The organism is Deltaproteobacteria bacterium (genome assembly GCA_016180845.1).
GTDB lineage: Bacteria > UBA10199 > UBA10199 > JACPAL01 > JACPAL01 > JACPAK01.
In genome coordinates this window covers 57,018-80,936 of record JACPAK010000004.1, presented here as the reverse complement: position 1 = coordinate 80,936, position 23,919 = coordinate 57,018, and the positions used below count along the sequence as shown (strand labels likewise).

Here is a 23,919-nt window from a genome sequence, read left to right as displayed (position 1 = left end):
ACTTCGACCTCTGTTAAGAGCTTGTTGCTCTGAAAATGGAGCTTTCAAGTGTCTTTATAGCAACTCCACATTGAAACAACCGATCTTTCCGCAAGAAATGGCACTGAGAGAAACTACGGGATATCTTTTTTCCACCAGCCGGTTGACTCCAATTCAAGGTGCCCCTGATCCTATTCAAGACAGGTCAGGCATTGATCACTATCTTTCACCTGAGTTCTGTCAAATAGGTAAGGGTTTACTCGCTGTCTCTGTTTTCTCTCTGGGGATTTACGCAACCTTAAGGCTTGTTGGGGGAGGAGTCCTGGTCCGCTTTCTCTCTGCTGTCAGATGGAATGTGTCTGCAAGGCGATTCCACAGCCCGGTCACGCTCCATGAGACCGAGCTCTTGACCGCATTCAGACGCGGAGAGGATGGGGTCTATCAGATTGAAAAGGTCATGACCGGTTCTCATTCAAAAATGCTCGCTCCGGAACCACTAACCGAGGTCATCACAGAGGCACCAACCCTTCGATTCAGCTACAAGGCGCGTGCAGAAACTGTGAGGTTTCTCCCTCGTGCCGATGGCTCCATCTCCCTGTCATTTGTGGATGTCGGGGGAGAAGGGGGACAGGTGGTTTTTGGGGTAGGAACTCCGTGGCACCGATTTTTGATCGACAACCAAACCTTGTGGGACGGGAAGCGGGCCGGCACTGATCATTGTTGGCTTGCCGAAAGACTCGCGATGCTGATGACCGCTCCGGGCACGGAGAGCTTTATTGCGCTTGAAAGAGGTGGGGTTATTTTTCTTAATCCTTCCGTTCGGGGAGTGACGGGACATCCTGTATCGGCGGTCACGCGACTCGCCAGGCGGGGGAAAGGAAGGGCTTACACTTATGGCGTGAGGGAGGTCGACATGAATGGGGTTGGCTGGGACACGGAAATAGACCCTTTTCAATCCTATCTTTCGACCCCTGTCCCAGGATGGTGGAAGGTCTCCTTCGGACACAAACCTTTTGGAACAAATTCTTTTCTCAACGGTTCTATCCTGGTACGCGAAGATACACGTTCTGGAAGGACGCTTGAATGTTTTCGTAAGACCTGGGTTCAGACAGGGGAGGAGGCTGTTTATCGACTTCCCCATAAGGGGTTTGAGGCGTTTTTGGTGACACTCCCATTTGACCACCGCTAATTGTTATCAAATTGATACCGGGGTGGTGAATTTTTGACACCTTCTGGGGTCTCCAAGGCCCCATCCCTGAAACACCATATTTAAAATTACTTTTAAATCAAATGGTTAGAAAAGATCGTGCGCTTTGAAATTTTGGCACGAAGGTTGCTTTCTAACTGGGTAGGAGCCTTTATGATCGTCGGGGTGATTAAAACCAAAGACCTTTTCTTGAATCCAAGGGAAGTCTTCTCGATCTACGGCCTGCTGGGGACCTTTAAGGTTTTTCTGAAGGCGATCAGTCGGAAACAGTATCAGTTCATCGACTTCCTTGAGATCACGACCCGTACCTTTATTGGTCGGAAGAAGAGGGATGGATCAGACGATAGCGAATAAGCCTCCCTCCCGGAATATCTTCAGGAAGAAAATAGATAAATTTTTGATCAGGGCTTAAAGAGAGTCCCTCATTGGGTAGAGTCAGTGGGATCCAATAGGTGCCATAGCGGTTTTGTCGTTTCTCAACGACCTCCTCGCCTTCCTGGTAGCTGAATTCGCGAACCCCCAAGTCTCCTTTGATCTCTCCTTTTAGCTCGAATTGGAAGGAATCAAAATGGGCACCGATAAGTTCAATGAGATGGATTTTCCCAATGCGACGTTTTACGAGCCATTCCCTGTCGATCAGGTTTCCACTACAGATAAAAATCCGTTTCTCCAGCGCCTCGCATTCCTGATAGTCAACCTGCTCGGGGAGACGATTCGGATATTTTCTCCATTCTCCACTTTTCCTGTCGAGAACGATAAATTCATGGCTGCCCCATGTCGGCCCTACAATAAGATCTTTTGGCAAGGGAACAACCGCTCCGAGGTGATCCGGGATGTCGTAAGATTTTTTGTCCCAGGATTGTGATTCGAGATTGAATTGTTTGAGTCGTGAGTAGCCGCGTGGGCCATAGACACTCAAGGCGAGCATCAGTTTTTTTGAATCTTCATCCAACGCAATTCCGGATGGATGACCCATCGGGAAGCGGTCTCGCTTGGGATCGAATCTCCCATTTTTCTCAAGCACCGATTTTGAGATCCGCTCACTCTCTTCGAGAGGTGCAAACTCGGTTATTTTTTCTAGCCTCCATTTTGGTCTTCGGGTTGACCCGGAGAGGAGTGGTTTCAAGTCCGTAGAAAGAAGATAGGCCTCGTTCTGGTAGGTCCTCTCTTTTCTGTTATTGGGATCATAGAGGCAGCAACTGATCCCTATTTCGGAATCCGTGATCGCGAGTCCTTGGGTGTGGCAGGTTTTCTGATTTTTGTTTGAACCAAGTTTTCCCAGAAAGAGATTTTGCGGGAGATGGAGGTCATAGACTTGAGGATCGGTGATGGACCATTTTATCGAATCCGCTTCAGCCAAAAGACAGATCGGCATGAAGAGGGTCAGGGTGGAGAAAAGGATTTGAAGTTTCATGCTTCAGTCGTTATACGACAGATCAGAATTTTCGAAAGGAAAATTCCCCGGGCGCCTAGCTCAGTGGTAGAGCGCTTCCTTCACACGGAAGAGGTCGCTGGTCCGATCCCAGCGGCGCCCATATGGCAATTCAGATAGGAGACAGTGTCCCTGATTTTGAATTAAAAAATCAGGAGGGGAGAAAAATCCGGTTGGCGGATTTCAAGGGTCGTTCCGCGGTCGTCCTTTTCTTTTATCCGAAGGATGAGACGCCCGGCTGTACGAAGGAGGCCTGTACCTTTCGCGATGCGTATGAGGAATTTAAAGGGATTGGGGCCGAGGTGATTGGCGTGAGTTCGGACTCAGTTGATTCCCACAAAAATTTTGCCTCAAAATACCGACTCCCCTTTATTCTCTTGAGCGATGAGGGAGGAAAGGTGCGCAAACTTTTTGGGGTTTCGTCGACCCTTGGATTTCTGCCAGGACGTGTGACCTATGTGATCGATCCAGATGGGATCGTTCGACATATTTTCTCTTCCCAATTTCAGGTGGAACGGCATATCCAAGAGGCGAAAAAGGTTTTGAGGGGGAATCCATGAAGAGATTTTTTCTTTACGGTGTTTGCCTTTTTATATTGACCGCTTGTGGGGGTCGGCTCCCGTCTCCTCATACCGCCGAAAGAGTGGTCACCAAGCACTTCAAGAAGTACGGAAAGAAATACAAGGAGACCGATTTCGGACGCTACAAGGTCGAGAAGGTTGAGATCGATCATATCGAAGAGATCCAGAAGAATCTCGCCTCCGTCGAGGCGTTTACCTACCTCGCTGAAGGGAGTTCGGTGTATCGCGTTCGTGTAACACTTCAGAGGAAAGCCTTGGGGTGGCGGTATCAGTCCTGGGAGAATTTGGGAAAGAGATAGCGCTTCACCTCGATTTTCTTGCCATCGGATTCAAAGGTTACGGCACCATTTCTATCTGTTCGGAAGAGTTGAACATCACGCCGCTCATATTTTTCCAAGATACCGGGGTGAGGGAAGCCAAAGTGGTTTCCTTCAGAGAGGCTCACCACGCCATATCGTGGTTTTACCGTGTCGATGAAAGGGACCGAACTGGAGGTTCGACTCCCATGGTGGGGGATCTTCAGGACGGTTGATTCAATTTTTATTCCTTTACGAATAATTTCCTCTTCGGCATCCTTTTCAATATCACCGGCAAAAAAGAAACTGACATCCTTGAAGGTCGCTCGAACGGCGAGGCAGTTGTTGTTGATGTTTTGAGAACGGTCAATTTTTTCTGGATGAATCATGGAGAATTGAAGTGGACCGATGTCTCGAACGAAGGGGGCGCTGACCTTTTGAATTTTCGTTTGATTCTTTTCCAAAGCCTTCATGAGGAGATCAAAGCTTTCATCGAGGAATTTCTGACCATTCCACCAGAATTCATCGATAGGAAAAGACTCGACGACTGCGGCCAGTCCTCCGTAGTGGTCTGGATGCGGATGGGAGAGGATCATGAGATCAATTTTCTTAACCCCTTTTCTCTTCAGGAAGGGGACAACAACCTCTCGTCCGACATCGAACAGATTCTTCTGATCGGGGATCAAAAATCCCCCTCCATCGATCAAGATCGTCTGTCCCTCAGGGGATTCGATCAGTGCAGCGTCCCCCTGACCGACATCGATGAAGGTCACCTTGAGGGTATCTTGGGAAGAAAGGAGTGGTTTGAGTCCGATCATGAGGAGAAGTCCTATGGAGATGAGGGCGAATGATCGGATCCATTTTTTATAAAGGATCGTTAGAAAGAGGGCGAGGAGGAGATAAACCAGAAGAATGGTCGTTTCGGTTGGGTAAACCTCATAGGCGAAGGACCAGGAAGCGGAACGGTGCAGTAGTCCCAGAAAGAGGAGGGAGAGCTTTTCCAGAAGGGGAAGAAGTAGCATTCCTAACGGAGGCAAAAGCAAGATCAAGAAAAGGGAGGCTCCACTTAAAGGGAGGAGAAATCCAACGAAAGGGACTGCCCAGAGATTCATGAGAACACCGCTGATCGGGAGCAGGTGGAAATGATAGGCGGCTAAAGGAGCAGTGCCTAGTGTCGCGGCAATTGTCACCAGAAGGGGGAGAAGCAAACGAGGCGCCTTCTGCTGAAAAGGGGGAAGAAAAAGGACCATCGAGAGAACGGCGAGGAAAGAAAGTTGAAAGGAGAGACTAAAAGGGGCTGAGAAATCAAAGAGAGTGATCATGATCGCTGCGAAGGCGATGGATGAGAGGAGGTCCAGATCCCTTTTTAGAGAAAAGGCGAGGACAGTGGCGAAAAACATGAGCCCTGCCCGAACAGCGGAAGGAGGGGAGCCGGCAAGCAAGATATAAACGATGACAGGGATGATGGTCAGGAGCAACGCCAGTTTTCTGACAGAAAAGGCGAGTATCAATCGTGGAGAGCGTTTTAAGAGCCAGGAGAACAAGGCAAAACAGATCGCTGCGATGATGGCGATATGTTGGCCCGAGATGGCGAGAAGGTGTGCTGTTCCGGTGATTCGGAAGTCTTCCCAGATTTCGGGTGTCAATCCCGAGGTGTCTCCGACCAGAAGGGATTTGAGGAGGCTGTTGGCTGGAGGTGAAATCCCGGCATCAATCGTTTTCTTGAGCTCACGGCGCAGTGGATCTAACGAGAAGAGTGAAGAGGCTTCTTTTTTCTGAATCCGCCATTTTTCAGCCGGGACATATCCCGTCAGATAGATCCCTTTCCTCTCCAGGAATCGTCGATAGTTAAATCCGCCCGGATTTTTATACCAGTTGGGTCGCTTCAGGCGTGTCGTGAAGGAGATTGTGTCTCCCTGTCTGAGACCCTGAACCCTCTGGAAGTCCTGTTCCGATTCGGTCTCAAGGGTCAAGAGGGCAAGGTTTGTTTCAATGCGAAATCCGGATCGGGCCTGTTTTGGAGCCGACAGGACAACTGTTTCGTACGTCTGTTTTTCGCCAAGAAATTTTTGAAGCTCTTTCGGGAAGGGGTGGGGGAGGTATCGGTCAGCGGCCCAAATGAGGAGGAGCAGGCAGAGTGCGAGTGGGAGAAGAGGGCGACCCAGACTTAAGCTCTTCAGTGATTTCCTCGTAAAGCTCTTCAACCGTTTTCCGAATCTTCTCATGGTCAGGATTTCTAAGAATCAGTGCTAATTTGGTCTTCAACCCCTCCAGAAACCTTCTCGCCTTCTCGGTCCTCTTTACACGATAAAGGGCAAGAAAGGAACGGACATTGATGCCGTTTAGAATAAATTGTCCTTTTTCCATTGACCAGGTGATGCCGCTTGTTTTTTCATCGTAAACCTTTTTGAGACGTCCAAAGACCTTTCCCAGAAGCGCTTCGATGACAGCCTCGAACCTGACAAACTGATTGTGATCCCTTGCCTCCTTGACTACTTTTTTTCGATAGTCATCAAGACCACCGGCGATCCCCAACCACATCCCGATCTCCGCATTCGGGTTGGAGATCAATTCGTTGACATCGTAACCGTCCAGCAGAATTTTCCCACCGGAAAAACTCCATCGCATCCCTTCCCGGTAGTAGGTAAGGTCTCGATCGAGACCAGGCAGTGGGGCAGGATAACTCGGTCGCCCTAGAGGGCGACTAACGCGGCCTTTAGAGCTGATATCACGCGTTCGTGACATTTGACCCCTAGGACTTCTTTTTTCGCAGGATCAATTTGTCTAAGGTCTGACTATACGCCTCGGCGAAACGTTTTCCTTTCGAATCAGATTTGAGGACAACCCTCATCTGCTCCAACATCTTGAGATGCTCCGACTCGACTTCCATATTTTTAAGGTTATGTCCTTTGTAATAAATCTCATGACGCGCCTTATCGAAGTGAATAGAGCCGACCTCTTTCTCATGCATAAAGGTATAGGTGATTTTTTGTCCAAAACTCATGAGTTGATCTACTGAAGAAAGTGGAGAGGGACGTTCTGGCCCGGAAGGGGCAGGCCCCTTTTGTGACAATTTTTCTTTGATGTCGTTTAATCTTTCCAGCTTCGGTTCATTCGAGTTTATTGACACCGGATCTCCTTTTAATTAACTCCTTCACTGGGAAGAAAATGCATTTCGTATGCCAATTAGAGGCAATGCCGCAAAATTTATAACCATTTGATTTAAAACGATTTTTTTATTTTGTCAATTTTTAACGCGATTCTCAAACTGATAATTTTCTCATTTTGATACAATCAAACTGATAAGGAGGGGGGATGAAGGGGAAGGGAAAAATGATCGGGCTCATTCTAAAACAGAAGGCATCTCCGTTCCAGAAGAGGGTTTGGAGGGCGCTTTTGGAGATTCCTCGAGGAGAGGTGAGGACTTATGGGTGGCTTGCCAAAACAATTGGAAGTCCGAAGGCCTGCCGGGCTGTCGGAAATGCGCTTGGCAAAAATCCCTTAGCCCCCCATGTGCCATGTCATCGTATTGTCGCTTCGAATGGGATTGGGGGGTATAGTGGTCGAGGGGGAGCGAGAAAAAAGAGACGACTGCTTGCTAAGGAAGGAATTAAACTGAACGAAGTTTCTTGACTGTCTCTGTAACCGCCTGAATCGCGTAATCGATCTCTTCTTCCGTATTGAATCGGCCGATACCGAAACGGATAGAAGATCGACCCCTTTCATCGCCGACACCAAGCGCCTTCAGGACATAAGAAGGTTCGAAGGATCCTGAGGCGCAGGCGGAGCCTGAGGAAACGGCGACATCCCGGAGGTTTGACATGATATCGCTTGATCGCAATGGGGGGAAACTCAAGTTCAGATTTCCTGCTAACCGCTGGGTTGGGTGTCCGTTCAGGTAGACGTTATCGAGGTTTTTCATGAGTCCGTCCTTTAGCTTTTCACGAAATCTCAGGATGCGCTGGCACTCCTCCGTTATTTCCTGGCGGGCTATCTCGAACGCCTTTCCCATCCCGACAATATTCGGGACCGCCAAGGTTCCCGGACGGATTTCCCCCTCCTGACTCCCTCCGTGGAGGATCGGCATGATACGGACATGGGGATTTTTTTTGCGGATGTAGAGGGCCCCAGTTCCCTTAGGCCCATAGACCTTATGGGCCGACATCGAAAGAAGGTCGATCCCCATTTTCTGGACATCGATAGGAATGCGACCACACCCCTGCGCGGCGTCGACATGAAAAAGGATCCCTTTCTCCCTTGTCATCTTGCCAATCTCTTCGATCGGATGGACTGTTCCGATTTCATTATTTGCCGCCATGAGGGAGACAAGGATTGTCTGAGAGTTGATCGCCTTCCTGAGCTCTTCTAAATCCAGACATCCTTCTTTATTAACCGGGAGAAAGGTGACCTTGAAGCCAAGGGTTTCGAGATATTTTGAGGGGCCGAGCGAGGAGCGGTGTTCCGTGACACAGGTAATCATATGATTTCCTTTAGAGCGATAGAGTTGAGCAGCGCCGATGACTGCGAGATTGATCGATTCGGTCGTGCCGCTTGTCCAGATAATCTCTTTGGGTTCTGAGTTGATCAGAGCGGCGACCTGTTCGCGCGCCTTTTCGACCGCTGCCTCTGCCTGCCAACCAAACGGGTGCGTACTCGAGGCGGCGTTCCCGAAGATTTCCGTAAAATAAGGTTTCATCACCTCAAAGACACGTGGGTCAACAGGTGTGGTGGCGTGATTATCCAGATAAATTGGGAGTTTGAGAGACATAAGAACTTTCCGACCATCCTTCTATTAGATCAATTTGTCAACGAGCTGATAATGAGATAAGGAGAAGTACTTCTTATGAGTCAGATTGTTTTGTGGCAAAAAATCGGACTTGTCGCCTCTGTGATCCTCCCCTTTTTTAATATCCCCTTGATCGTTCGAATGATTCAGAGACGCTCCTCTGCCGATCTTAGTCTTCTTTGGGTTACAGGGGTTTACCTCTGTATGGTGGCGATGGAGCCCCTAGCCCTTTTTTCAACCGATTGGATCTTCAAGCTCTTCGCCACGATGAATCTGATCTTCTTTAGTGGGGTGGTTTTCCTCGCCTACTTTTTTCGGATGAAAAGGTTTCAAGGTCGTGGTAGGATGTAATCGATTTGATGGTCAGTAGTAAAACAGTTAAAATTTCCTTGTTTATTTGGGGGGTTAGCCTTGCCTTTTTTTGTATCGGGTGTGCCTCGAGTGTTGGGACGACGGAAGAGGCTGCAGCAGATCCGACTGTCGATAATTTCCAGGACGATCTAGGAAACACGATCGAATCGAATTCTTCCGTCGGTAAAAACGCAACTTTCTGTGTCAGTTTTAACAAGTCGGTCGATACCTCGACCTGCACAACGGAGACTTTGAAACTGGTTTGCAATAATACCGCAGTTGCTGGTGTGATTCACACCTCGGTCGATAGTGATGACATCGCCGATAATGAATGTTGTTTTGTGCCCAACAACAGTTTGCCGGAAGGGGCGACCTGTGTCTTTTCTGCCTCGGGGATTGCCGATTCCAAGGCGAAGAAGATTTCCGATACAACACTTTCCGTAAGCGTAACTACGAGTACGACGAATGATTCGAGTGATGATGATGGAGGGACGACAACGGCCAGCACGCTTCCCTTGGGATGGAGGATTGTAGAGTCGGGCTACACGACGACCTGTCCTGAATCACCGGTTGGGCCGTTTGGCCCTCCGCCGCTTGTGACAGTCACAGATACGGTGACAAGCGAGTCAGAGACACAAGTGGTCACCTCCGTTTTTGTTGAAGGAACGGGGAGCACCAATGTGACGTACACAAGATCTGGGAATGTCTTAACATGGGAAAACTCTCTCGGAGAAACCACCATCAATGGGTGTACCTTTAGCGCAGCAAGGACCAAGAAGATTTCAGTGACAAAGACCTCTTGTCAGGTGACTGTCAGGAAGACGACCCGTACCGCCATTTCAGGGGTGAGTTGTACGACGAATGTTGGGAACGGAACACCGGTCATCGGTGCAAGCGGGGTTTGTGAAGAAGACATTACAACAAGCTGTACGGTCACCAATTAGTAGAAATTATTTTGCCAGTTTGGCCAACTCACCACGCTCATTGAGTTCCGTGACGATATCACACCCTCCAACAAATTCCCCGTTGATAAAGATCTGAGGAACCGTCGGCCATTCGGTGTATTTCTCGAGTGCATCCCAGAGAAGTTCGTCCTGAAGGACATCGACGGCATGGATCTGTTGGCCCAGTGTTTTCAAGACCTGGACTGCCTGATTCGAGAAGCCACATCGTGGTGCTTCTGGGGTTCCTTTCATAAAGATCACGATCTTGTTTGATCTCACGATCCCCTCGATTTTTTTATGCAGGTCATCTGACATGTTTGTTTCTCCTTTTTTGACCTCACCCTCTGACTCTCCCTCTCCTTAATAAGGAGAGGGAGACGGAGGGAGAGGTGATTACCCTATCCCCAACTGCAACCTTGCCGCCTCACTCATCATCTGGGGTCCCCAGGGCGGATCCCAGACGACATCAACCTTCGCATCAGTGACTCCAGTGACCCCTTTTACTTTTCTCTGAACCTCCGGAGGCAGAGAACCGGCCACAGGACAGGCAGGGGAGGTCAAGGTCATTTTGATTGCAACAGCCTTCGATTCATCAACCTGAATATCATAAATCAATCCCAGTTCATAAATATTTACCGGGATCTCAGGATCGTAGCAGTTCTTCAACGCCTCAATAATTTCATCCTTGAGTTCCATCCCCATCCTCTTCTGTTGAAACAATTTTCTTCTCCCCATGAAGCGCGGCGAGGAGCGTATGCCAGGCGAGTGTAGCACACTTGACCCTGGCTGGAAATTCAGAGACGCCCGAAAAAACGACTAACTTACCCAGTTTTTCTTGGGAGATTGAGGTCGTTTTGGTGGTGACCAGGTCATGAAACCCACTAAAGAGTTTTTCGATCTCCTGGATCTCCTTTCCTTTCACGACGGTGGTCATCAAGGAACTGGAGGCCTTCGAGATCGCGCATCCCGATCCGACAAAACTGATATTCTGGATCCGATCCCCCTCCAGTTTGACGAAGAGGGTGAGACGATCCCCACAGAGAGGATTGTATCCCTCCTGAATCCGATCGGCCCCCTCCATTTTTTGAAAATTTCGGGGTTGGCGATTATGATCAAGAATCACTTCTTGATAGAGTCCAGAAAGTTCAGACATTATCCAAACACCTCAACTTTGTAGGGGCTCACGTCGCCCCCTCCACCCCGCCTTGGAAACGGCGGGGATGGAGCCTCCCCCTCAACGCCCCTTTGGGGCTGGTTATTTGATAATTCACCCAAACACCTCCACGACCTTTTTAAGCCCTTTAATCAAGGCGTCGATATCTTCTTTTTTATTATAAAGGGCGAATGAGATCCTCGCTGTTGCGGGGACCTGAAAACGATCCATGAGCGGCATCGCACAGTGATGGCCTGTCCGGATCGCGATCCCTTCCTGATCGAGGATCGTCCCAATATCATGGGGGTGAATATCATCCATGATGAACGAAATCACCGCCGCCTTTTCACGCGCCGTCCCGATAATTTTAACGGTCGGGACAGAAAGGAGTGCCTCTGTCGCATACTTCAGGAGACTCTTCTCGTAGGTCTCAATAGTTTGCAGGCCCACGGTCTCAAGGTAATCGATCGCTGTTCCGAGCCCAATGACACCCGCAATGTGCGGGGTCCCCGCCTCGAATTTGTACGGGATGACATTGTAGGTGGTTTTTTCAAATGTCACGGCGCTGATCATGTCGCCCCCCCCTTGATACGGAGGCATCGATTCCAAAAGTTGAGCCTTCCCATACAGGACGCCGACGCCGGTCGGTCCGTAAAGTTTGTGCCCAGAAAAGGTGTAGAAGTCACAGTCGAGATCCTGGACGTCTACCTTCATATGCGGTGCTGCCTGGGCTCCATCGATCAGTACCGGAATTTCTTTCTTGTGGGCCAAACGAACAATCTCTTTGACCGGGTTAATCGTTCCCAGCGCATTCGAGACATGGGCAATCGAGACCAGTTTTGTCCTCGGGCCGAGGAGTTTTTCATAGTCATCCATCCTGAGTTCCCCGGCGTCCGTGATCGGAATAATTTTAAGATGCGCGCCGACCTCCTCACAGAGAATTTGCCAAGGGACGATATTGGAGTGGTGTTCCATGTGAGAGATCAGGACTTCATCGCCGGCATGGACCTGTTGACGACCGAATGTTTGCGCCACAAGGTTAATCGCCTCTGTTGTCCCTCTGACGAAGATAATTTCACGACTCTCACGGGCATTCAGAAAATGCTGAACTTTTGTACGGGTTTTTTCATACTCTTGAGTGGCACGTTCGCTTAAGGTGTGGATCCCGCGGTGAATATTGGCGTTGTCCTGACGATAGTATCGCTCCATCGCCTCGAGAACTGCCTTCGGTTTTTGGGAGGTTGCGGCGCTATCCAGATAGACGAGTGGCTTGCCACGAACCTTTTGATGCAGGATAGGAAAATCGTACCACCAATCACCCCAGGACATTACGACACCTCCTGTCTTCGATTCTTAAGCCGGTTTCGAAGTTCATGATCGAGATAGGCCTTCAGGGGGTCGATCTTGACCCCTTGAATGACCTCCTGGGCAAATGCAGCGGTCAGTAGGGCTCGAGCCTCCTGATTTTCGATCCCTCGCGAACGCAGATAGAAGAGCTGTGTCTCGTCCAATCGACCGATCGTTGCCCCGTGATTGCATTTGACATCATCATTATGGATCTCCAGAAGCGGTCTCGTGTTCACGAGGGCATCGTTGGACAGCAGGAGATTTTTGTTTGTCTGTCTCGCGTTCGTTTGATTCGCATGAGGGCGGACGATGATATTTCCATCGAAGACCGCTGTTGATTGACCATCGAGGATCCCCTTGTAGAGCTCCAGGCTTGTCCCATGCGGTTTGATATGGTCAATCAAGGTATGATGATCGACATGCTGATTTCCTTGAGTCAGATAAAATCCATTCAGCACACATTCAGCCCCTTCTTCATTCAGCGAGGAGCGGATCTCGTTTCGGGCGATTCTTCCCCCCATCGAAAGGGAATGAGAGGTGAAACGGCTTGCCTGACCCTCGGAGGCCTGAATCGTTGAGAGGTGAAAGGCCTCTTCATCCTCTCGCTGCAACTTATAATGATGAAGCGTGGCATTTTCGCCCAGCACAATTTCGGTCACCGCGTTCGTGAAGTAGGATCCTTGCCCGAAATAACTTTCCAGGATAGTTGCCTCACTCCCCTCTTCAGCGATAATAAGGTGACGAGGGTGTGTCATCAGGGGGTTGTCCTTGCTGTCGGTGTACCAGAGGATTTCGATCGGTTTTTCAAAACGGCTGTTTTTAGGCAGCAAAATAAAAGCCCCGTCGGAGATAAAAGCGGTATTCAGCGCCGTGAAAGGGTTTTCTGAATAAGGTGCATAACGGGTGAGAGAGTTTTTTACACGGTCATCTCCTGCCTTAAGCTGATTTGCGAGAGATGAGACAAGAATCCCATCGATTCCCTCCAGATGAGAGAATTTTTCCATCCATTGCCCATTGATGAAGACGAGTCGGATCGAGGCAAGCGCACCGCACCCCAAAGGATCGAGGTCGGAGGGGTTTAAACCATCGGGGCGATAGGTCTCCGGGGTTCGGAATGTTTTTTTGATGATCGGTTCGACCGAGGTATAACGCCACTCTTCCTGTCTCGTTGTTGGGAAACCTAATTCACCAAACCGACGCATCGCCTGGTGCCGGATTTTCTGAAGCCACAAGGGATGGGTGGTCCCCACGCCTTCAAAATCAGAGAGATATTTTTGGGTCATCTCATTCGTCATAAGTTCGCCGTCTTTTTTTCCTTCTCGAGCCAGCTGTAGCCTTTGGCCTCGAGTTCATGAGCCAGCTCTTTGGTTCCTGAATGAACAATACGACCGTCCGCGAGGACATGAACGAAGTCAGGGACAATATAATTCAGGAGCCTTTGGTAATGGGTGACCATGATAATCGCTCGATTCTTATTTCGGAGTGTGTTGACGCCATTTGCGACGATGCGCAACGCATCGATATCCAGACCGGAATCGGTTTCATCCAAAATGGCCAGTTTCGGATCGAGGATCGCCATCTGAAGGATCTCGTTTCTCTTCTTTTCCCCACCGGAGAATCCTTCGTTCACAGGACGATTCAAGAGAGAATCCTCCATTTGAAGGAGTTTCATCTTTTCCTTTGCCAGAGCCAGAAATTCCATCGCATCGAGTTCCTCTTCACCACGATGTTTTCGGATCGCATTCAGGGCCGCCTTGAGGAAGTAGGCATTGCTGATTCCCGGGATCTCCACAGGATATTGAAAGGCGAGGAAGATCCCCTCCCGAGCCCTTTCTTCCGGGGATACCTTGAGGAGATTCTTCCCCTCATAAAGAACCTCTCCCTTCGTGACCTCATAACTTTCCCGTCCGGCGAGGACGTTGGCGAGGGTGCTCTTTCCGGAGGCGTTGGGTCCCATAATGGCATGAACCTCTCCTGGCTGAACCTTCAGATTGATTCCTTGAAGAATTTCATCCTGGCCGATTCGTGCATGCAAATTTTTTATTTCGAGCATCGTCATTTTAATTTCTCCTTTTCCCCCTTATCCAACCGCTCCTTCCAAGCTAACCCCTAAAAGTTTCTGAGCCTCGACGGCGAACTCCATCGGGAGCTCGCGGAAGACTTCTTTACAAAATCCGTTTACGATCAGGTTCACAGCATCCTCCGAAGAGATCCCTCTCTGGCGACAGTAAAAGAGTTGATCCTCGTTAATCTTCGAGGTCGAGGCCTCATGCTCAAGTGTTGAAGAACTGTTTTTCACCTCGACATAGGGGAATGTGTGAGCCCCACACTGGGGCCCCATCAGCAGGGAATCGCACTGGGAATAGTTCCTTGCATTAGTCGCCCCCTTTTGAATCTTGACGAGTCCGCGATAGGTATTTTGCCCATGGCCCGCCGAGATCCCTTTGCTAATGATCGTGCTGCGCGTATTTTTACCAATATGGATCATTTTCGTGCCGGTGTCAGCCTGCTGATAGTTATTCGTCACCGCAACAGAATAGAATTCTCCGATGGAGTTGTCACCCTGAAGGATACAGCTCGGATATTTCCAGGTGATTGCGGAGCCGGTCTCGACCTGCGTCCATGAGATCTTTGAATTTTTTCCGACGCATTTGCCTCGTTTCGTAACGAAGTTGTAGATCCCCCCCTTGCCTTCTTTGTCTCCAGGATACCAGTTCTGGACGGTGGAATACTTGATCTGGGCGTTATCGAGGGCGATCAGTTCCACGACAGCGGCATGCAATTGGTTTTCATCACGCATCGGGGCGGTACAACCTTCCAAGTAACTGACATAACTTCCCTCATCCGCAATGATCAATGTTCGTTCAAACTGACCGGTATTGGCGGCATTGATCCGGAAATACGTGGAAAGTTCCATCGGACAGCGGACCCCTTTTGGGATGTAACAAAAGGAGCCATCGGAAAAGACTGCTGAGTTAAGGGTTGCAAAGAAATTGTCTGTATAAGGAACAACCGATCCCAGATATTTCTTCACGAGGTCAGGATGGTTTTGGACCGCCTCTGAAAACGAACAAAAGATAATTCCCAGCTCCGCAAGCTTTTCCTTAAAAGTCGTTGCGACAGAGACACTATCGAGGACCGCATCGACCGCAACGCCCGACAATCTCATCTGTTCCTCGAGCGAGATGCCAAGTTTCTCAAATGTCTTTCGAACTTCTGGATCGATCTCGTCCAGGCTCTTTGGCCCCTCCTTCTTGGATTTTGGGGCCGAATAATAGACGATTCCCTGATAATCGATCGGGGAATAATGGACATTGGCCCACTTCGGCTCTTGCATCGTGAGCCAGTGTCGATACGCCTTCAGCCTCCATTCCAACATGAAAGACGGTTCATTTTTCTTTTTTGAGATGAGTTTGATCGTCTCTTCGTTGAGCCCTGCTGGTACAGACTCTGCCTCAATCGGGCTGATGAAGCCGTATTTGTATTCCTGACTCGTTATTTTCTCTATTTCTTCCATTTCACATCTCCTTATGACTCGGGAGCTCGAATTCTTTGTGATCCGTTTTGATCAGTTGTTTCACCGTCGTTTGGGCCAAGAGGGTATGGATCTTTCGATTGAGTTCCGAGAAGGGACCTTTGATCAAGCAACCATCCCATTGAGGGCAGGAGATCTTCTCCTCTTTGAAACATTCGGCGACCGCCAATGACCCCTCAAAGATATAGACAATGTTCTCAACAGTGATCTCCTCCGGGCTTTTTGCGAGGACATAACCTCCCTTGGTCCCCTGGACCGACTTAATGAACCCTTTGTTCGCGAGGAGCTGCATCACTTTTGCCATAATCGGGTACGGGATCCGGTGAGCAATCGCTATTTCCCGGGCGCTCGTGACTGTTTCCGTCGAATCATCCTTTCGCGCCATATGCTCGAGCGCCAGGAGGGCATATTCTGTTTTTCTATTGAAGTGAAGCATTTTAAGATCCTTTTAGTCTTTGATGGGGCGTTTATTTTAGTTAATTAAATCAGTATGTTAATGTGTTTAACCCCACCAATATTAGCGATATAAGACTAGCAAGGTCCTATATCCGAGTCAAGACCCACTAGGTGAAAATCGGGCTGCTTGTCAAGGTTTTGATAAGGCCTGAAGGAAGAGCCGGTTTTCTTCGGGGGTTCCGATCGTTACACGAAGGCAGTTTTCGATCCCCTTGCCGTGCATCGGACGGACGAGAACCCCCTGATCCAGGAGACTGGTATATGTCTTGGAGGCGTTCGCAACACGAAACAGGATGTAATTCGCCTGAGAGGGGTAGGAGATCGTCCCCGGGATTTTTTTGAGCTCATTGAAAAGCATCTCCCGTTCCCGGACGATCTGATTGACAACATCACTCACATATCCAGGGTGATCGAGCATCACTTGTCCCACAGCCTCCTGAAAGAGGTTGATGCAAAAGGGGCGCATAACCTTTCTAAGTTCCCGAGCGAGCGAGGGGGCAGCCAGAAGATATCCGAGACGGATCCCTGCGGCGGAAAAGGCCTTCGAGAAGGTGCGCAGAATGACTAAATTCTCATAATCCTTGAGGTGCGGTCTCATCGTTTTTTTGGAGAAGGGGTAGTAGGCCTCATCGACCACCACGATCGTTTCTTTCCTTGCCTTCACGATTTGAAGCAGTTCCTCTTCAGGGAAAAGATTGCCGGTCGGGGCGTTGGGATTGGCCAAAAAAACAACCGACGGTTTTTCTTTCTTTAGCTTTTGCAAAAAGGATTTCAGCGGCAATGAAAAATCTTCCGGATCCAAGGGGATCTCGATCACGCGATTTTCAAAGATTTTCCCTTCCATGGCGTAGAGAGAAAAGCTGGGGGCTACCGTCATGAGCTTGCCTCGTATCGCCGTTGCGGTGACGATAATATTGATAAGGCTGTTTGATCCATTTTGCAGGAGAACCCCTTCCGGATCCCAATCCTCTTTTTTGGCAATGGCGCGACGCAGGGAATCGGCAAAAGGGGAGGCGTAGCGATTCCAGTTCAGATCACGGATCTTTTCGATGACCTTATTTTTTAACTCAGCCGGAAGGTCGTACGGAGATTCGTTTTGATTCAGCTTGATCCGGTGAGCTGGTTGTTCGACCGAATAGGCCTTTAGTTTTTTGACATGTTCGCGAAGCATGGTTCGTCCGACTCTAAGAAAAAATGCTTTGCAAGTTCAATAGAAAAGAAATATTTCGTGAGATTAACTCTATGTCTTCACAGGAAAAAGTTGATGAGCTCAGCCGTCGTAATCAGGAGGCTATCGAGTCAGGGGGCCCGGAGCGGGTCGAGAAGCAGCATGCCGCCGGAAAGCTGACGGCCCGTGAGCGGATCGATCTCCTTCTCGATCCAGAGACCTTTGTCGAGATCGATCGATTTGCCGTCCATCGCGCGACCGAGTTTGGGATTGGTGAGCAAAAAATCCCGGGGGATGGGGTCATTGTTGGTTATGGCCGAGTCGAAGGGAGACTCGTTTTTGTCTTTTCACAGGATTTCACTGTTTTCGGTGGTTCGCTGGGGGAGATGTTTGCGCAGAAGATCTGCAAGGTGATGGATCATGCGATGAAGGTGGGGGCACCGGTGATCGGCCTCAATGACTCCGGCGGGGCGAGGATTCAGGAAGGAGTCATGAGCCTCGCCGGTTACGCCGATATTTTCTTGAGGAATGTCTTGGCCTCGGGTGTGATTCCTCAAATTTCCGTGGTGATGGGACCTTGTGCCGGTGGGGCGGTCTATTCACCCGCCATGACCGATTTTGTGCTGATGGTCGACAAGACGAGTCATATGTTTATTACCGGCCCTGACGTGATCCGAGCGGTAACGCATGAGGAGGTTTCCAAAGAGGACCTCGGTGGGGCGATGACCCATAACGCGAAATCAGGGGTTGCCCATTTCATCACCGAGAACGACAAAAATTGTCTTGCGACGACCCGTCGACTTTTAAGTTATCTCCCCTCGAATAATTTGGAGGATCCACCAGTCGTTTCTGCAAATGACCCCTCAGATCGCATCGAAGAGAAATTGGATGAGTGGGTCCCGGACAATCCGAACAAGCCGTACGACATGAAGGGATTGATCGAGCTCGTTGTCGATCAAGGCTCCTTTCTGGAGGTTCAGACCGATTGGGCGAAGAATATGTTGATCGGATTTGCGCGGATGAATGGAAAAACAGTCGGGATTGTCGCCAATCAGCCGGCCCATCTCGCCGGTTGTCTCGATATCAATGCCTCAATCAAGGGGGCCAGATTTGTCCGGTTTTGCGATGCCTTCAATATTCCGATCGTCACGTTTGTTGATGTCCCCGGTTTTCTACCCGGAACGGATCAGGAGTATGGTGGGATCATCCGGCATGGGGCGAAGCTTCTGTACGCCTTCTGTGAGGCAACAGTCCCGAAGGTCACGATCATTACGCGAAAGGCGTATGGTGGAGCGTATGACGTCATGAGTTCCAAACATGTTCGTGGCGATATTAATCTGGCCTATCCGACGGCGGAGATTGCAGTCATGGGACCTGAGGGGGCGGTTAATATAATTTTTAGAAATCAACTCGCACAAGCGAAGGATCCAGCAAGGGAGAAGGAGCGACTAGTTGCCGACTATCGAAAGGCCTTCGCAAATCCGTACAAAGCAGCCGAACTTGGATTTATCGATGATGTGATCCTCCCCCGCGACACCCGCCGCCGGATCATCGATGCGTTGGAGATGCTCAAAAATAAACGCGACAAAAACCCGCCAAAAAAACATGGGAATATCCCTTTATAGATCATTTCTTCTTGCTGGTTTTCTGATCACCCTCTCTCTTTCGTCCTCTGAGGCCGGGACCAAAAGGGTCGTTATTGTGGTGCTTGATCAGATGCGACCTGACTTCATCAATAACTATGACCTCACTCATCTGCGGGGCTTGCGAAGGGATTCGGTCGATTTTGTCAACGCCTCCGTGGGGCACTTTCCGGCGATCACACCAGTGAGTCATGCCGTGATCGGCACGGGGCTCTTTCCCAAACGATTTGGTTGGGGTGATGAGATTTTTCGTGATGCTGAGGGACTTGTTGGCGAAAAAGGATCGTGGCACAGCTCTTATGAACTTTCCCTTCCGCAATATCGAAGGTTTTTCAAAAAATTTACTCCACGCCCAGGCGCCCTCTCCCTTCTTAAGAGGAAGTTGAAGGGAACTGCTATTGCCGTCGGACAAAAGAGTTATGCGACCATCCTTTTGGGCGGGAGGGATGCGGATCGAGTGATCACTCTGGAGCGGGTTAAGGAGGGGGAATGGAAGGGCTGGTGTGTTCCCTCGGGTCTCAGGGTTCCGACTTATATTTCAAAACCGGAGGGGGGACGATTCTATCTGCACTGTTCTGGCGATTACGGAACCAAAAAGACCCTCTATCCCCTCGACGGGGATCATTATGTTCCCGGCGACGATCCGGGGCATCAAGGAGGCGACGTTTGGACTGCGGATGCAGCCTTGGAAGTTATGAGGAGGGAGAAGAATTGGCGAGTACTCCTCATCACCATGGGAGGGATTGACAAGATCGGACATATTTATGGTGAGATGGACGGGCATAAGCCCAAAAATCCTTCCTTCCGTCTTTCGGGCATCCTCAAGGTTGCCGATCAACAGGTTGGAAAAATCATCGCCGAACTTAAAAGGCAAAATCAATGGGAGGAAACCCTTTTTATCGTGACAGCGGATCATGGGGGGCTCTCAGCGGCCAAGAATTTTTATGGAGACCCAAGGGAACTCAAATTCATTTATGGCCAATTGTCTAAAAAGGATCATCGTGAGATGCCACAGGCGGCCCAGAAATGGTTTCAGAGGGAGATTGTGGATCACGGAATCGCCGACACAGCGATACGCATTTGGTTGACGGAGGAGGCAGAAAAAGATTCAGAGAGCCAATGCCGTTCATTTTCAAAAATGCCGGGGGCCATTGCCGTTTATAAGAAACAGGAGGTGGTTCAAGACGCCGGGTATCAACTCTGTTCCGTTTTTAGAGGGGAAAAGGTTCCGGATTTTCTTTCCCCTGTTCCCATTCTCAATACGATGGTTCAAAAGGATTCGCCGGATCTGGTGATTCAGTTGGAGGATGATACCGGCTATCGACTGCTCGGTGATCATGGAGGGCTACAGGAAAAGGTGATGCGTATTCCAATGCTTGTCCATGGGCTGGATCGTCCCGCAAAGGCAAGCCAGTGTCCGATTCGACTCGTTGATCTCATGCCTGTTGTCATGCGGTCAATTGGAGTGGATCCGCCGTCCTGGCTGGATGGTAATGTTAATTGTCTTTAATTTACCAAAACTTTTTCTGACTTTCCCCGATAATCGCCTTGATATGGTTTCTCAAGTTGAAGGGATCGACAATGTCGCCTGTTGGCTCGGATGGGCCTCTTTTGTTGGAGGGGGGGTGGCCAGGGTTTGCCAAGTAGCCACTCGACGGTCATTTCTTCCTGAGGGGATGGGTTTTTTCCGATTTTCATCCGGCATCGGGAAAATCCCCCTTTATTGGAATGGGTACCGATCTTTAGATCGACTGACGACCCAGTGGCACGAGAAATCTCAAGACCCGATCAGTGACCTCCTCTTCTTAGCAGGTGCTGTGCTGGGTGTTTGCAGTATCAATATTGCCCAGAAAGGTTTGCGAAGCGGTGGTTTTTTGATTTCCTTGGCTGGGAGTCTTTTTGATGCGATTGAGTTGATCCGTATAGTCGATCGACACCAAAAAGAACCAGAACAGGTGACGGCGGGCCAGGTTGTTCTTCAAGGTGGGATAACGCTTCTCTTTGGTCTGCCAAGTCGTCAGATTTTTCCTGTTTTTGAGAGTTGTAGAACTTCAGTGGTCAAGGTCTGGCATCCCAAGCGAAAGGAGTGGGTCGCTCTTAAGCGGGCACATGTCGAATCCACTAAAAAAATGATTCGCACAGAAGCGACAATGGTAGAAAAAATGAGAGGTCCATCCGACCCACACCTCATGCCTCTTTATGATGTTTATCATAATGTTTATCGTGGTCCTTTGGACGAAGTGGGTATTGTCATGCCTTTGATGGAAGGGTCGACGCTTGAGCATTTTGTGCAGAACAGGGGAGGGAAGAGACTCACGGCCCATGAATCAGTGACGATCATGCTTCAAGTCCTGGAGGGTGTCTCTGCGATGCATCGAAAGGGGATTCTTCATCATGATATCAAACCACAAAATGTTTTTATGCTTCATAAGTCGCATGAGGCAATGCTCTTTGATTTTGGATGTGCCCGTACGGTTGATCCTGTTTTGAAAACGGTTGAACCCGATAATTTGGGGTCCTTGCCCTACATGGCTCCTGAGACTTTTGTGGAATTGACAACGATTGATCAGGCTGCGCCTCGTTTGGGGATACAACCACTCCACAAACCGACCTTTTCTTCCGATGTTTATTCTTTAGGGATTACCCTTTTTCAGATCGTTACGGGTCATCACCCATATAATCTACGAGTATGGTCCAACTACCAAAGTTTTATGTCGAATGAGGTCTATTTTCGGAAATTATTAATGGAACCACCTCGTCGTTTTAGAGATTTACTGCGTTATGATCAGCTAGGTTCCTCAGAATGTCAGGCGCTCGACCATCTGGAATTGGTCTGCCAGAGAGCGACCCAGTTTAGACCGGAGAATCGTTGGCAGAGCGTGGAAGAGTTTTCAGGTGCGTTGAGACTTTGGCAGCAGACCTATTCTCATCTCAAGATCTAATCGTTGATCAAGATGTGGCTCTCTGAGAAGGTGAAAGAGTATTCCTCTTTAGATTCTCAAATTGATAATTTTCTCATTTTGAGAATGGTAATGTGTTGCTTGATAAAATAATATCTATATAAATTGAATAGTTGAAAAACCTCCTCGAGCCGCAACTTGGCCTTTTTTTTGCACTATCAAAGGCTAAATGAAAAGGGGGACATTTTTCTTATTACTATTCAGTTTAATTGGAGGCTATTCCGCTTCCATTTTTGCCGGACCACCACCGATTTTACCCAAGAGGGGAGTTATCAAAAAAACTACAGAAGCAAAAATAAAGAGGGAAATTATTACCACAGGCAAATGGAAGGATTGGTGGTGGAGGCTATTTCCGGTTTGCGGTGACGGGATTCGAGCCGGCACTGAGGGTTGCGATGATGGAAATACCGTTTCTGGCGATGGATGTAGTTCAACATGTCTCCCTGAATGTGCGACGAGGCCCGGTTCCGTTGCCTCGCTGCATTGTCCGACCAGTTGCGGCAATGGAGTCATCGATTCGGGCGAGGTGTGTGATGCCGGTGCTGCAAACACAGATGCCCCTGTTGCTGATTATTCATCTGTTTGTCGTAAGGATTGTCAACTGGCACGGTGTGGGGACGGGGTCGTCGATCGACCGATGGAGAATTGTGATTCTACGGCAGGATGTCCCGTGGACACCTGTGTCATGACACCGCCGGCGCCGGTAAATTGCGCTGCCGATTCCCACCCGTTTTGTGCCGATTCGGCCTCGCCATGGACAAGGACCATTGATACAAGAGGCACTGTAGGGTCAACAGGAGGGAGCACAAGTTTCAGCAATGTCGGAAGAAGTCTGGAGATCGATGCCAACGGTACCCTCTACACTGTTTCGCAGGAGTATGTTCATTACAATCCAGACGGGACACCGGGGATAGGTGTTGCCGGAGGGGAGTGGCGCCATGAAACCGCTGTGCGGCAGATCGATACCTGTGGGACGATTATCTGGGAAAAGAGGATTCCGAATACAATCGCCCAATCGGTCGACCATATTGCGGTCGACGGAAATGGCAATAGTTATGTGATCACCGCTCGGTTCAACGATATTTTGATTCGAAAATATAATTATAGCGGGGTGGTTGTCTGGGATACCTCTTATACAGGGTCGATTTCAACGCGAGAAGCCTATACCATCTCCTATTTCAATGGCGGGACGGCAATTGCTGTCGATTGCGATGGGAATATCTACGCTACGGGAAGCACTCGGCTGACGAGCGAAAACTCCGACGATGTCTGGATCAGGAAATACAAGGAGGAAGAGGGTGAGCCTGTTCTGGAATGGGAGCGCACATATAATACGGGATCTGGTTACAGGGATTATCCCGCTTCTCTTATTTTGGATGGAGTGGGGAATCTTTACATCCTGGGGTGGAATGATGTTGAAGGTTTGGGCAGACAGAGTCTCCTTCTCAAGTATTCAGTCGATGGTGATCTCAGGTGGTCCAAAACCCTTGGTCCGCTCGAGTATGACGCCTTGCCTCGTGGTTTGACGGTTGCGTCGGATGGGAATCTTTATCTGGCAACAGCCTCCGAAGGACGATTTCTGGAAAAGGTTTCGGCTATTGATGGGACTCTTTTGGGCAATCTTGTTTTGGATGGTTCAGATGTGATACCGCATCGCTATTCAAGGGGGATTACCTCTGATTCTGGCGGAAATCTGTACGTTGTCGGTTGGAAGTGGACCGATGACCCGCCGAGCCCAGTACCAACTCAAGCCCATGCCGATCTTCTATGGATAGGTAAATTCTCATCCGATCTGTCGACCTCGTTTTGGGAGGACAGCCTTGCAGGACCTTCAGGGGGGCGCGGACGTCCCGGAATGGCTCCGTACGATCCCACGATGGAGGGTGATCGGGCATGGGTTAACTTTTCGAGTGTTGTGCTGGATCCCTCCGGAAATATCTACACAATCGGCTCCTTCATCAATGGGGAGTTTGTAGATCTTGGCAGACAGGATATTATTATCAGGAAATACACACCTGCGGGTGCTACGGATAGTTGGCCGACTCCTTAGCCACCTGTCTTTTTAAAGATTGCCAATAAAA

Annotated in this window: 25 protein-coding genes and 1 tRNA gene; 12 read left to right on the top strand and 14 right to left on the bottom strand. The window is 49.4% G+C overall.

Going from position 1 to position 23,919, the window contains the following annotated elements; genetic code table 11:
• Nucleotides 1-97: 97 nt before the first annotated feature.
• Complete coding sequence (locus HYT76_07400) at nt 98-1,168, top strand: hypothetical protein (GenBank protein MBI2083381.1); 1,071 nt, start codon at nt 98-100, stop codon at nt 1,166-1,168.
• Nucleotides 1,169-1,351: 183 nt separating this feature from the next.
• Nucleotides 1,352-1,540 (top strand): hypothetical protein, encoded by a 189-nt coding sequence (locus HYT76_07395; GenBank protein MBI2083380.1) that lies wholly within the window; start codon nt 1,352-1,354, stop codon nt 1,538-1,540.
• Here the strand turns inward: HYT76_07395 and HYT76_07390 are convergent.
• On the bottom strand, nt 1,497-2,600 hold the full coding sequence (locus tag HYT76_07390) for a hypothetical protein (protein ID MBI2083379.1): 1,104 nt from the start codon (nt 2,598-2,600) through the stop codon (nt 1,497-1,499). The genes HYT76_07395 and HYT76_07390 overlap by 44 nt on opposite strands.
• A gap of 49 nt (nt 2,601-2,649) precedes the next feature.
• On the opposite strand from HYT76_07390, the gene HYT76_07385 reads away from it, so the two are divergent.
• From HYT76_07385 to HYT76_07375, 3 genes are all read left to right on the top strand, one after another.
• Nucleotides 2,650-2,721: transfer RNA gene (locus HYT76_07385), tRNA-Val, on the top strand.
• A 1-nt stretch (nt 2,722) separates the two neighbouring features.
• A complete protein-coding gene (locus HYT76_07380) occupies nt 2,723-3,178 on the top strand; it encodes a peroxiredoxin (protein MBI2083378.1) in 456 nt (151 codons plus the stop codon).
• Complete coding sequence (locus HYT76_07375) at nt 3,175-3,498, top strand: hypothetical protein (GenBank protein MBI2083377.1); 324 nt, start codon at nt 3,175-3,177, stop codon at nt 3,496-3,498. Before HYT76_07380 ends, HYT76_07375 begins: the two co-directional genes overlap by 4 nt.
• On the opposite strand, the gene HYT76_07370 is transcribed toward HYT76_07375, so the two are convergent.
• From HYT76_07370 to HYT76_07360, 3 genes are read right to left on the bottom strand one after another with little or no spacing between them, the layout of a single operon-like run.
• The gene (locus HYT76_07370; GenBank protein ID MBI2083376.1) at nt 3,468-5,720 is read right to left on the bottom strand and encodes a DNA internalization-related competence protein ComEC/Rec2; all 2,253 of its coding nucleotides are present in this window, start codon (nt 5,718-5,720) and stop codon (nt 3,468-3,470) included. The genes HYT76_07375 and HYT76_07370 overlap by 31 nt on opposite strands.
• On the bottom strand, nt 5,602-6,240 hold the full coding sequence (locus tag HYT76_07365) for a hypothetical protein (GenBank protein ID MBI2083375.1): 639 nt from the start codon (nt 6,238-6,240) through the stop codon (nt 5,602-5,604). The genes HYT76_07370 and HYT76_07365 overlap by 119 nt, the downstream gene beginning before the upstream one ends.
• Before the next feature lie 7 nt (nt 6,241-6,247).
• On the bottom strand, nt 6,248-6,625 hold the full coding sequence (locus HYT76_07360; GenBank protein MBI2083374.1) for a hypothetical protein: 378 nt from the start codon (nt 6,623-6,625) through the stop codon (nt 6,248-6,250).
• Between the two features lie 203 nt (nt 6,626-6,828).
• Here HYT76_07360 and HYT76_07355 point away from each other — a divergent pair, with 203 nt between their 5' ends.
• On the top strand, nt 6,829-7,128 hold the full coding sequence (locus tag HYT76_07355; GenBank protein MBI2083373.1) for an MGMT family protein: 300 nt from the start codon (nt 6,829-6,831) through the stop codon (nt 7,126-7,128).
• Here HYT76_07355 and HYT76_07350 read toward each other — a convergent pair.
• On the bottom strand, nt 7,106-8,263 hold the full coding sequence (locus HYT76_07350; protein MBI2083372.1) for an aminotransferase class V-fold PLP-dependent enzyme: 1,158 nt from the start codon (nt 8,261-8,263) through the stop codon (nt 7,106-7,108). The two genes, HYT76_07355 and HYT76_07350, sit on opposite strands and share 23 nt — an antisense overlap.
• A gap of 75 nt (nt 8,264-8,338) precedes the next feature.
• Here HYT76_07350 and HYT76_07345 point away from each other — a divergent pair, with 75 nt between their 5' ends.
• Nucleotides 8,339-8,632: a hypothetical protein gene (locus tag HYT76_07345; GenBank protein ID MBI2083371.1), complete on the top strand. Its 294-nt coding sequence runs from the start codon at nt 8,339-8,341 to the stop codon at nt 8,630-8,632.
• Nucleotides 8,633-8,670: 38 nt separating this feature from the next.
• Nucleotides 8,671-9,576, top strand: a complete 906-nt coding sequence (locus tag HYT76_07340) for a hypothetical protein (GenBank protein MBI2083370.1) — start codon at nt 8,671-8,673, stop codon at nt 9,574-9,576.
• A 6-nt stretch (nt 9,577-9,582) separates the two neighbouring features.
• Here the strand turns inward: HYT76_07340 and grxD are convergent, their stop codons facing one another.
• From grxD to hisC, 9 genes are all read right to left on the bottom strand, one after another.
• Nucleotides 9,583-9,891: a Grx4 family monothiol glutaredoxin gene (gene grxD / locus HYT76_07335; protein ID MBI2083369.1), complete on the bottom strand. Its 309-nt coding sequence runs from the start codon at nt 9,889-9,891 to the stop codon at nt 9,583-9,585.
• A gap of 78 nt (nt 9,892-9,969) precedes the next feature.
• Nucleotides 9,970-10,278 (bottom strand): SUF system Fe-S cluster assembly protein, encoded by a 309-nt coding sequence (locus HYT76_07330; protein MBI2083368.1) that lies wholly within the window; start codon nt 10,276-10,278, stop codon nt 9,970-9,972.
• Nucleotides 10,256-10,732, bottom strand: a complete 477-nt coding sequence (locus HYT76_07325) for an SUF system NifU family Fe-S cluster assembly protein (protein ID MBI2083367.1) — start codon at nt 10,730-10,732, stop codon at nt 10,256-10,258. The genes HYT76_07330 and HYT76_07325 overlap by 23 nt, the downstream gene beginning before the upstream one ends.
• A gap of 111 nt (nt 10,733-10,843) precedes the next feature.
• Nucleotides 10,844-12,058, bottom strand: coding sequence for a cysteine desulfurase (locus HYT76_07320; protein ID MBI2083366.1), 1,215 nt, complete (start codon nt 12,056-12,058; stop codon nt 10,844-10,846).
• On the bottom strand, nt 12,058-13,371 hold the full coding sequence (gene sufD / locus HYT76_07315; protein ID MBI2083365.1) for a Fe-S cluster assembly protein SufD: 1,314 nt from the start codon (nt 13,369-13,371) through the stop codon (nt 12,058-12,060). Before sufD ends, HYT76_07320 begins: the two co-directional genes overlap by 1 nt.
• Nucleotides 13,368-14,129 (bottom strand): Fe-S cluster assembly ATPase SufC, encoded by a 762-nt coding sequence (sufC, locus tag HYT76_07310; GenBank protein MBI2083364.1) that lies wholly within the window; start codon nt 14,127-14,129, stop codon nt 13,368-13,370. The genes sufD and sufC overlap by 4 nt, the downstream gene beginning before the upstream one ends.
• A gap of 27 nt (nt 14,130-14,156) precedes the next feature.
• Complete coding sequence (sufB, locus tag HYT76_07305) at nt 14,157-15,593, bottom strand: Fe-S cluster assembly protein SufB (protein ID MBI2083363.1); 1,437 nt, start codon at nt 15,591-15,593, stop codon at nt 14,157-14,159.
• Nucleotide 15,594: 1 nt separating this feature from the next.
• Nucleotides 15,595-16,047: an Rrf2 family transcriptional regulator gene (locus HYT76_07300; protein MBI2083362.1), complete on the bottom strand. Its 453-nt coding sequence runs from the start codon at nt 16,045-16,047 to the stop codon at nt 15,595-15,597.
• A 150-nt stretch (nt 16,048-16,197) separates the two neighbouring features.
• The gene (gene hisC, locus HYT76_07295; protein MBI2083361.1) at nt 16,198-17,238 is read right to left on the bottom strand and encodes a histidinol-phosphate transaminase; all 1,041 of its coding nucleotides are present in this window, start codon (nt 17,236-17,238) and stop codon (nt 16,198-16,200) included.
• 71 nt (nt 17,239-17,309) lie between these two features.
• On the opposite strand from hisC, the gene HYT76_07290 reads away from it, so the two are divergent.
• The 4 genes from HYT76_07290 to HYT76_07275 all read left to right on the top strand — a co-directional run bounded on the left by HYT76_07290 (nt 17,310) and on the right by HYT76_07275 (nt 23,888).
• Nucleotides 17,310-18,860, top strand: coding sequence for a methylmalonyl-CoA carboxyltransferase (locus HYT76_07290; GenBank protein MBI2083360.1), 1,551 nt, complete (start codon nt 17,310-17,312; stop codon nt 18,858-18,860).
• A complete protein-coding gene (locus tag HYT76_07285; GenBank protein MBI2083359.1) occupies nt 18,841-20,388 on the top strand; it encodes an alkaline phosphatase family protein in 1,548 nt (515 codons plus the stop codon). Before HYT76_07290 ends, HYT76_07285 begins: the two co-directional genes overlap by 20 nt.
• A gap of 43 nt (nt 20,389-20,431) precedes the next feature.
• Nucleotides 20,432-21,820 carry a serine/threonine protein kinase gene (locus tag HYT76_07280; GenBank protein MBI2083358.1) on the top strand — a complete coding sequence of 463 codons (1,389 nt, stop codon included), beginning with the start codon at nt 20,432-20,434 and terminating at the stop codon, nt 21,818-21,820.
• Nucleotides 21,821-22,007: 187 nt separating this feature from the next.
• Nucleotides 22,008-23,888, top strand: coding sequence for a DUF4215 domain-containing protein (locus HYT76_07275; protein MBI2083357.1), 1,881 nt, complete (start codon nt 22,008-22,010; stop codon nt 23,886-23,888).
• The last annotated feature ends 31 nt before the right edge of the window (nt 23,889-23,919 follow it).

Excerpts from the sequence above, each read along its gene's own strand:
- HYT76_07400 (MBI2083381.1), top strand. The coding sequence starts at position 98 with ATGGCACTGAGAGAAACTACGGGATATCTTTTTTCCACCAGCCGGTTG.
- HYT76_07390 (MBI2083379.1), bottom strand. The coding sequence starts at position 2,600 with ATGAAACTTCAAATCCTTTTCTCCACCCTGACCCTCTTCATGCCGATC.
- HYT76_07380 (MBI2083378.1), top strand. The coding sequence starts at position 2,723 with ATGGCAATTCAGATAGGAGACAGTGTCCCTGATTTTGAATTAAAAAAT.
- HYT76_07375 (MBI2083377.1), top strand. The coding sequence starts at position 3,175 with ATGAAGAGATTTTTTCTTTACGGTGTTTGCCTTTTTATATTGACCGCT.
- HYT76_07370 (MBI2083376.1), bottom strand. The coding sequence starts at position 5,720 with ATGAGAAGATTCGGAAAACGGTTGAAGAGCTTTACGAGGAAATCACTG.
- HYT76_07365 (MBI2083375.1), bottom strand. The coding sequence starts at position 6,240 with ATGTCACGAACGCGTGATATCAGCTCTAAAGGCCGCGTTAGTCGCCCT.
- HYT76_07355 (MBI2083373.1), top strand. The coding sequence starts at position 6,829 with ATGATCGGGCTCATTCTAAAACAGAAGGCATCTCCGTTCCAGAAGAGG.
- HYT76_07350 (MBI2083372.1), bottom strand. The coding sequence starts at position 8,263 with ATGTCTCTCAAACTCCCAATTTATCTGGATAATCACGCCACCACACCT.
- HYT76_07345 (MBI2083371.1), top strand. The coding sequence starts at position 8,339 with ATGAGTCAGATTGTTTTGTGGCAAAAAATCGGACTTGTCGCCTCTGTG.
- grxD (MBI2083369.1), bottom strand. The coding sequence starts at position 9,891 with ATGTCAGATGACCTGCATAAAAAAATCGAGGGGATCGTGAGATCAAAC.
- HYT76_07330 (MBI2083368.1), bottom strand. The coding sequence starts at position 10,278 with ATGGGGATGGAACTCAAGGATGAAATTATTGAGGCGTTGAAGAACTGC.
- HYT76_07320 (MBI2083366.1), bottom strand. The coding sequence starts at position 12,058 with ATGTCCTGGGGTGATTGGTGGTACGATTTTCCTATCCTGCATCAAAAG.
- sufD (MBI2083365.1), bottom strand. The coding sequence starts at position 13,371 with ATGACGAATGAGATGACCCAAAAATATCTCTCTGATTTTGAAGGCGTG.
- sufC (MBI2083364.1), bottom strand. The coding sequence starts at position 14,129 with ATGCTCGAAATAAAAAATTTGCATGCACGAATCGGCCAGGATGAAATT.
- sufB (MBI2083363.1), bottom strand. The coding sequence starts at position 15,593 with ATGGAAGAAATAGAGAAAATAACGAGTCAGGAATACAAATACGGCTTC.
- HYT76_07300 (MBI2083362.1), bottom strand. The coding sequence starts at position 16,047 with ATGCTTCACTTCAATAGAAAAACAGAATATGCCCTCCTGGCGCTCGAG.
- hisC (MBI2083361.1), bottom strand. The coding sequence starts at position 17,238 with ATGCTTCGCGAACATGTCAAAAAACTAAAGGCCTATTCGGTCGAACAA.
- HYT76_07290 (MBI2083360.1), top strand. The coding sequence starts at position 17,310 with ATGTCTTCACAGGAAAAAGTTGATGAGCTCAGCCGTCGTAATCAGGAG.
- HYT76_07285 (MBI2083359.1), top strand. The coding sequence starts at position 18,841 with ATGGGAATATCCCTTTATAGATCATTTCTTCTTGCTGGTTTTCTGATC.
- HYT76_07280 (MBI2083358.1), top strand. The coding sequence starts at position 20,432 with ATGGTTTCTCAAGTTGAAGGGATCGACAATGTCGCCTGTTGGCTCGGA.
- HYT76_07275 (MBI2083357.1), top strand. The coding sequence starts at position 22,008 with ATGAAAAGGGGGACATTTTTCTTATTACTATTCAGTTTAATTGGAGGC.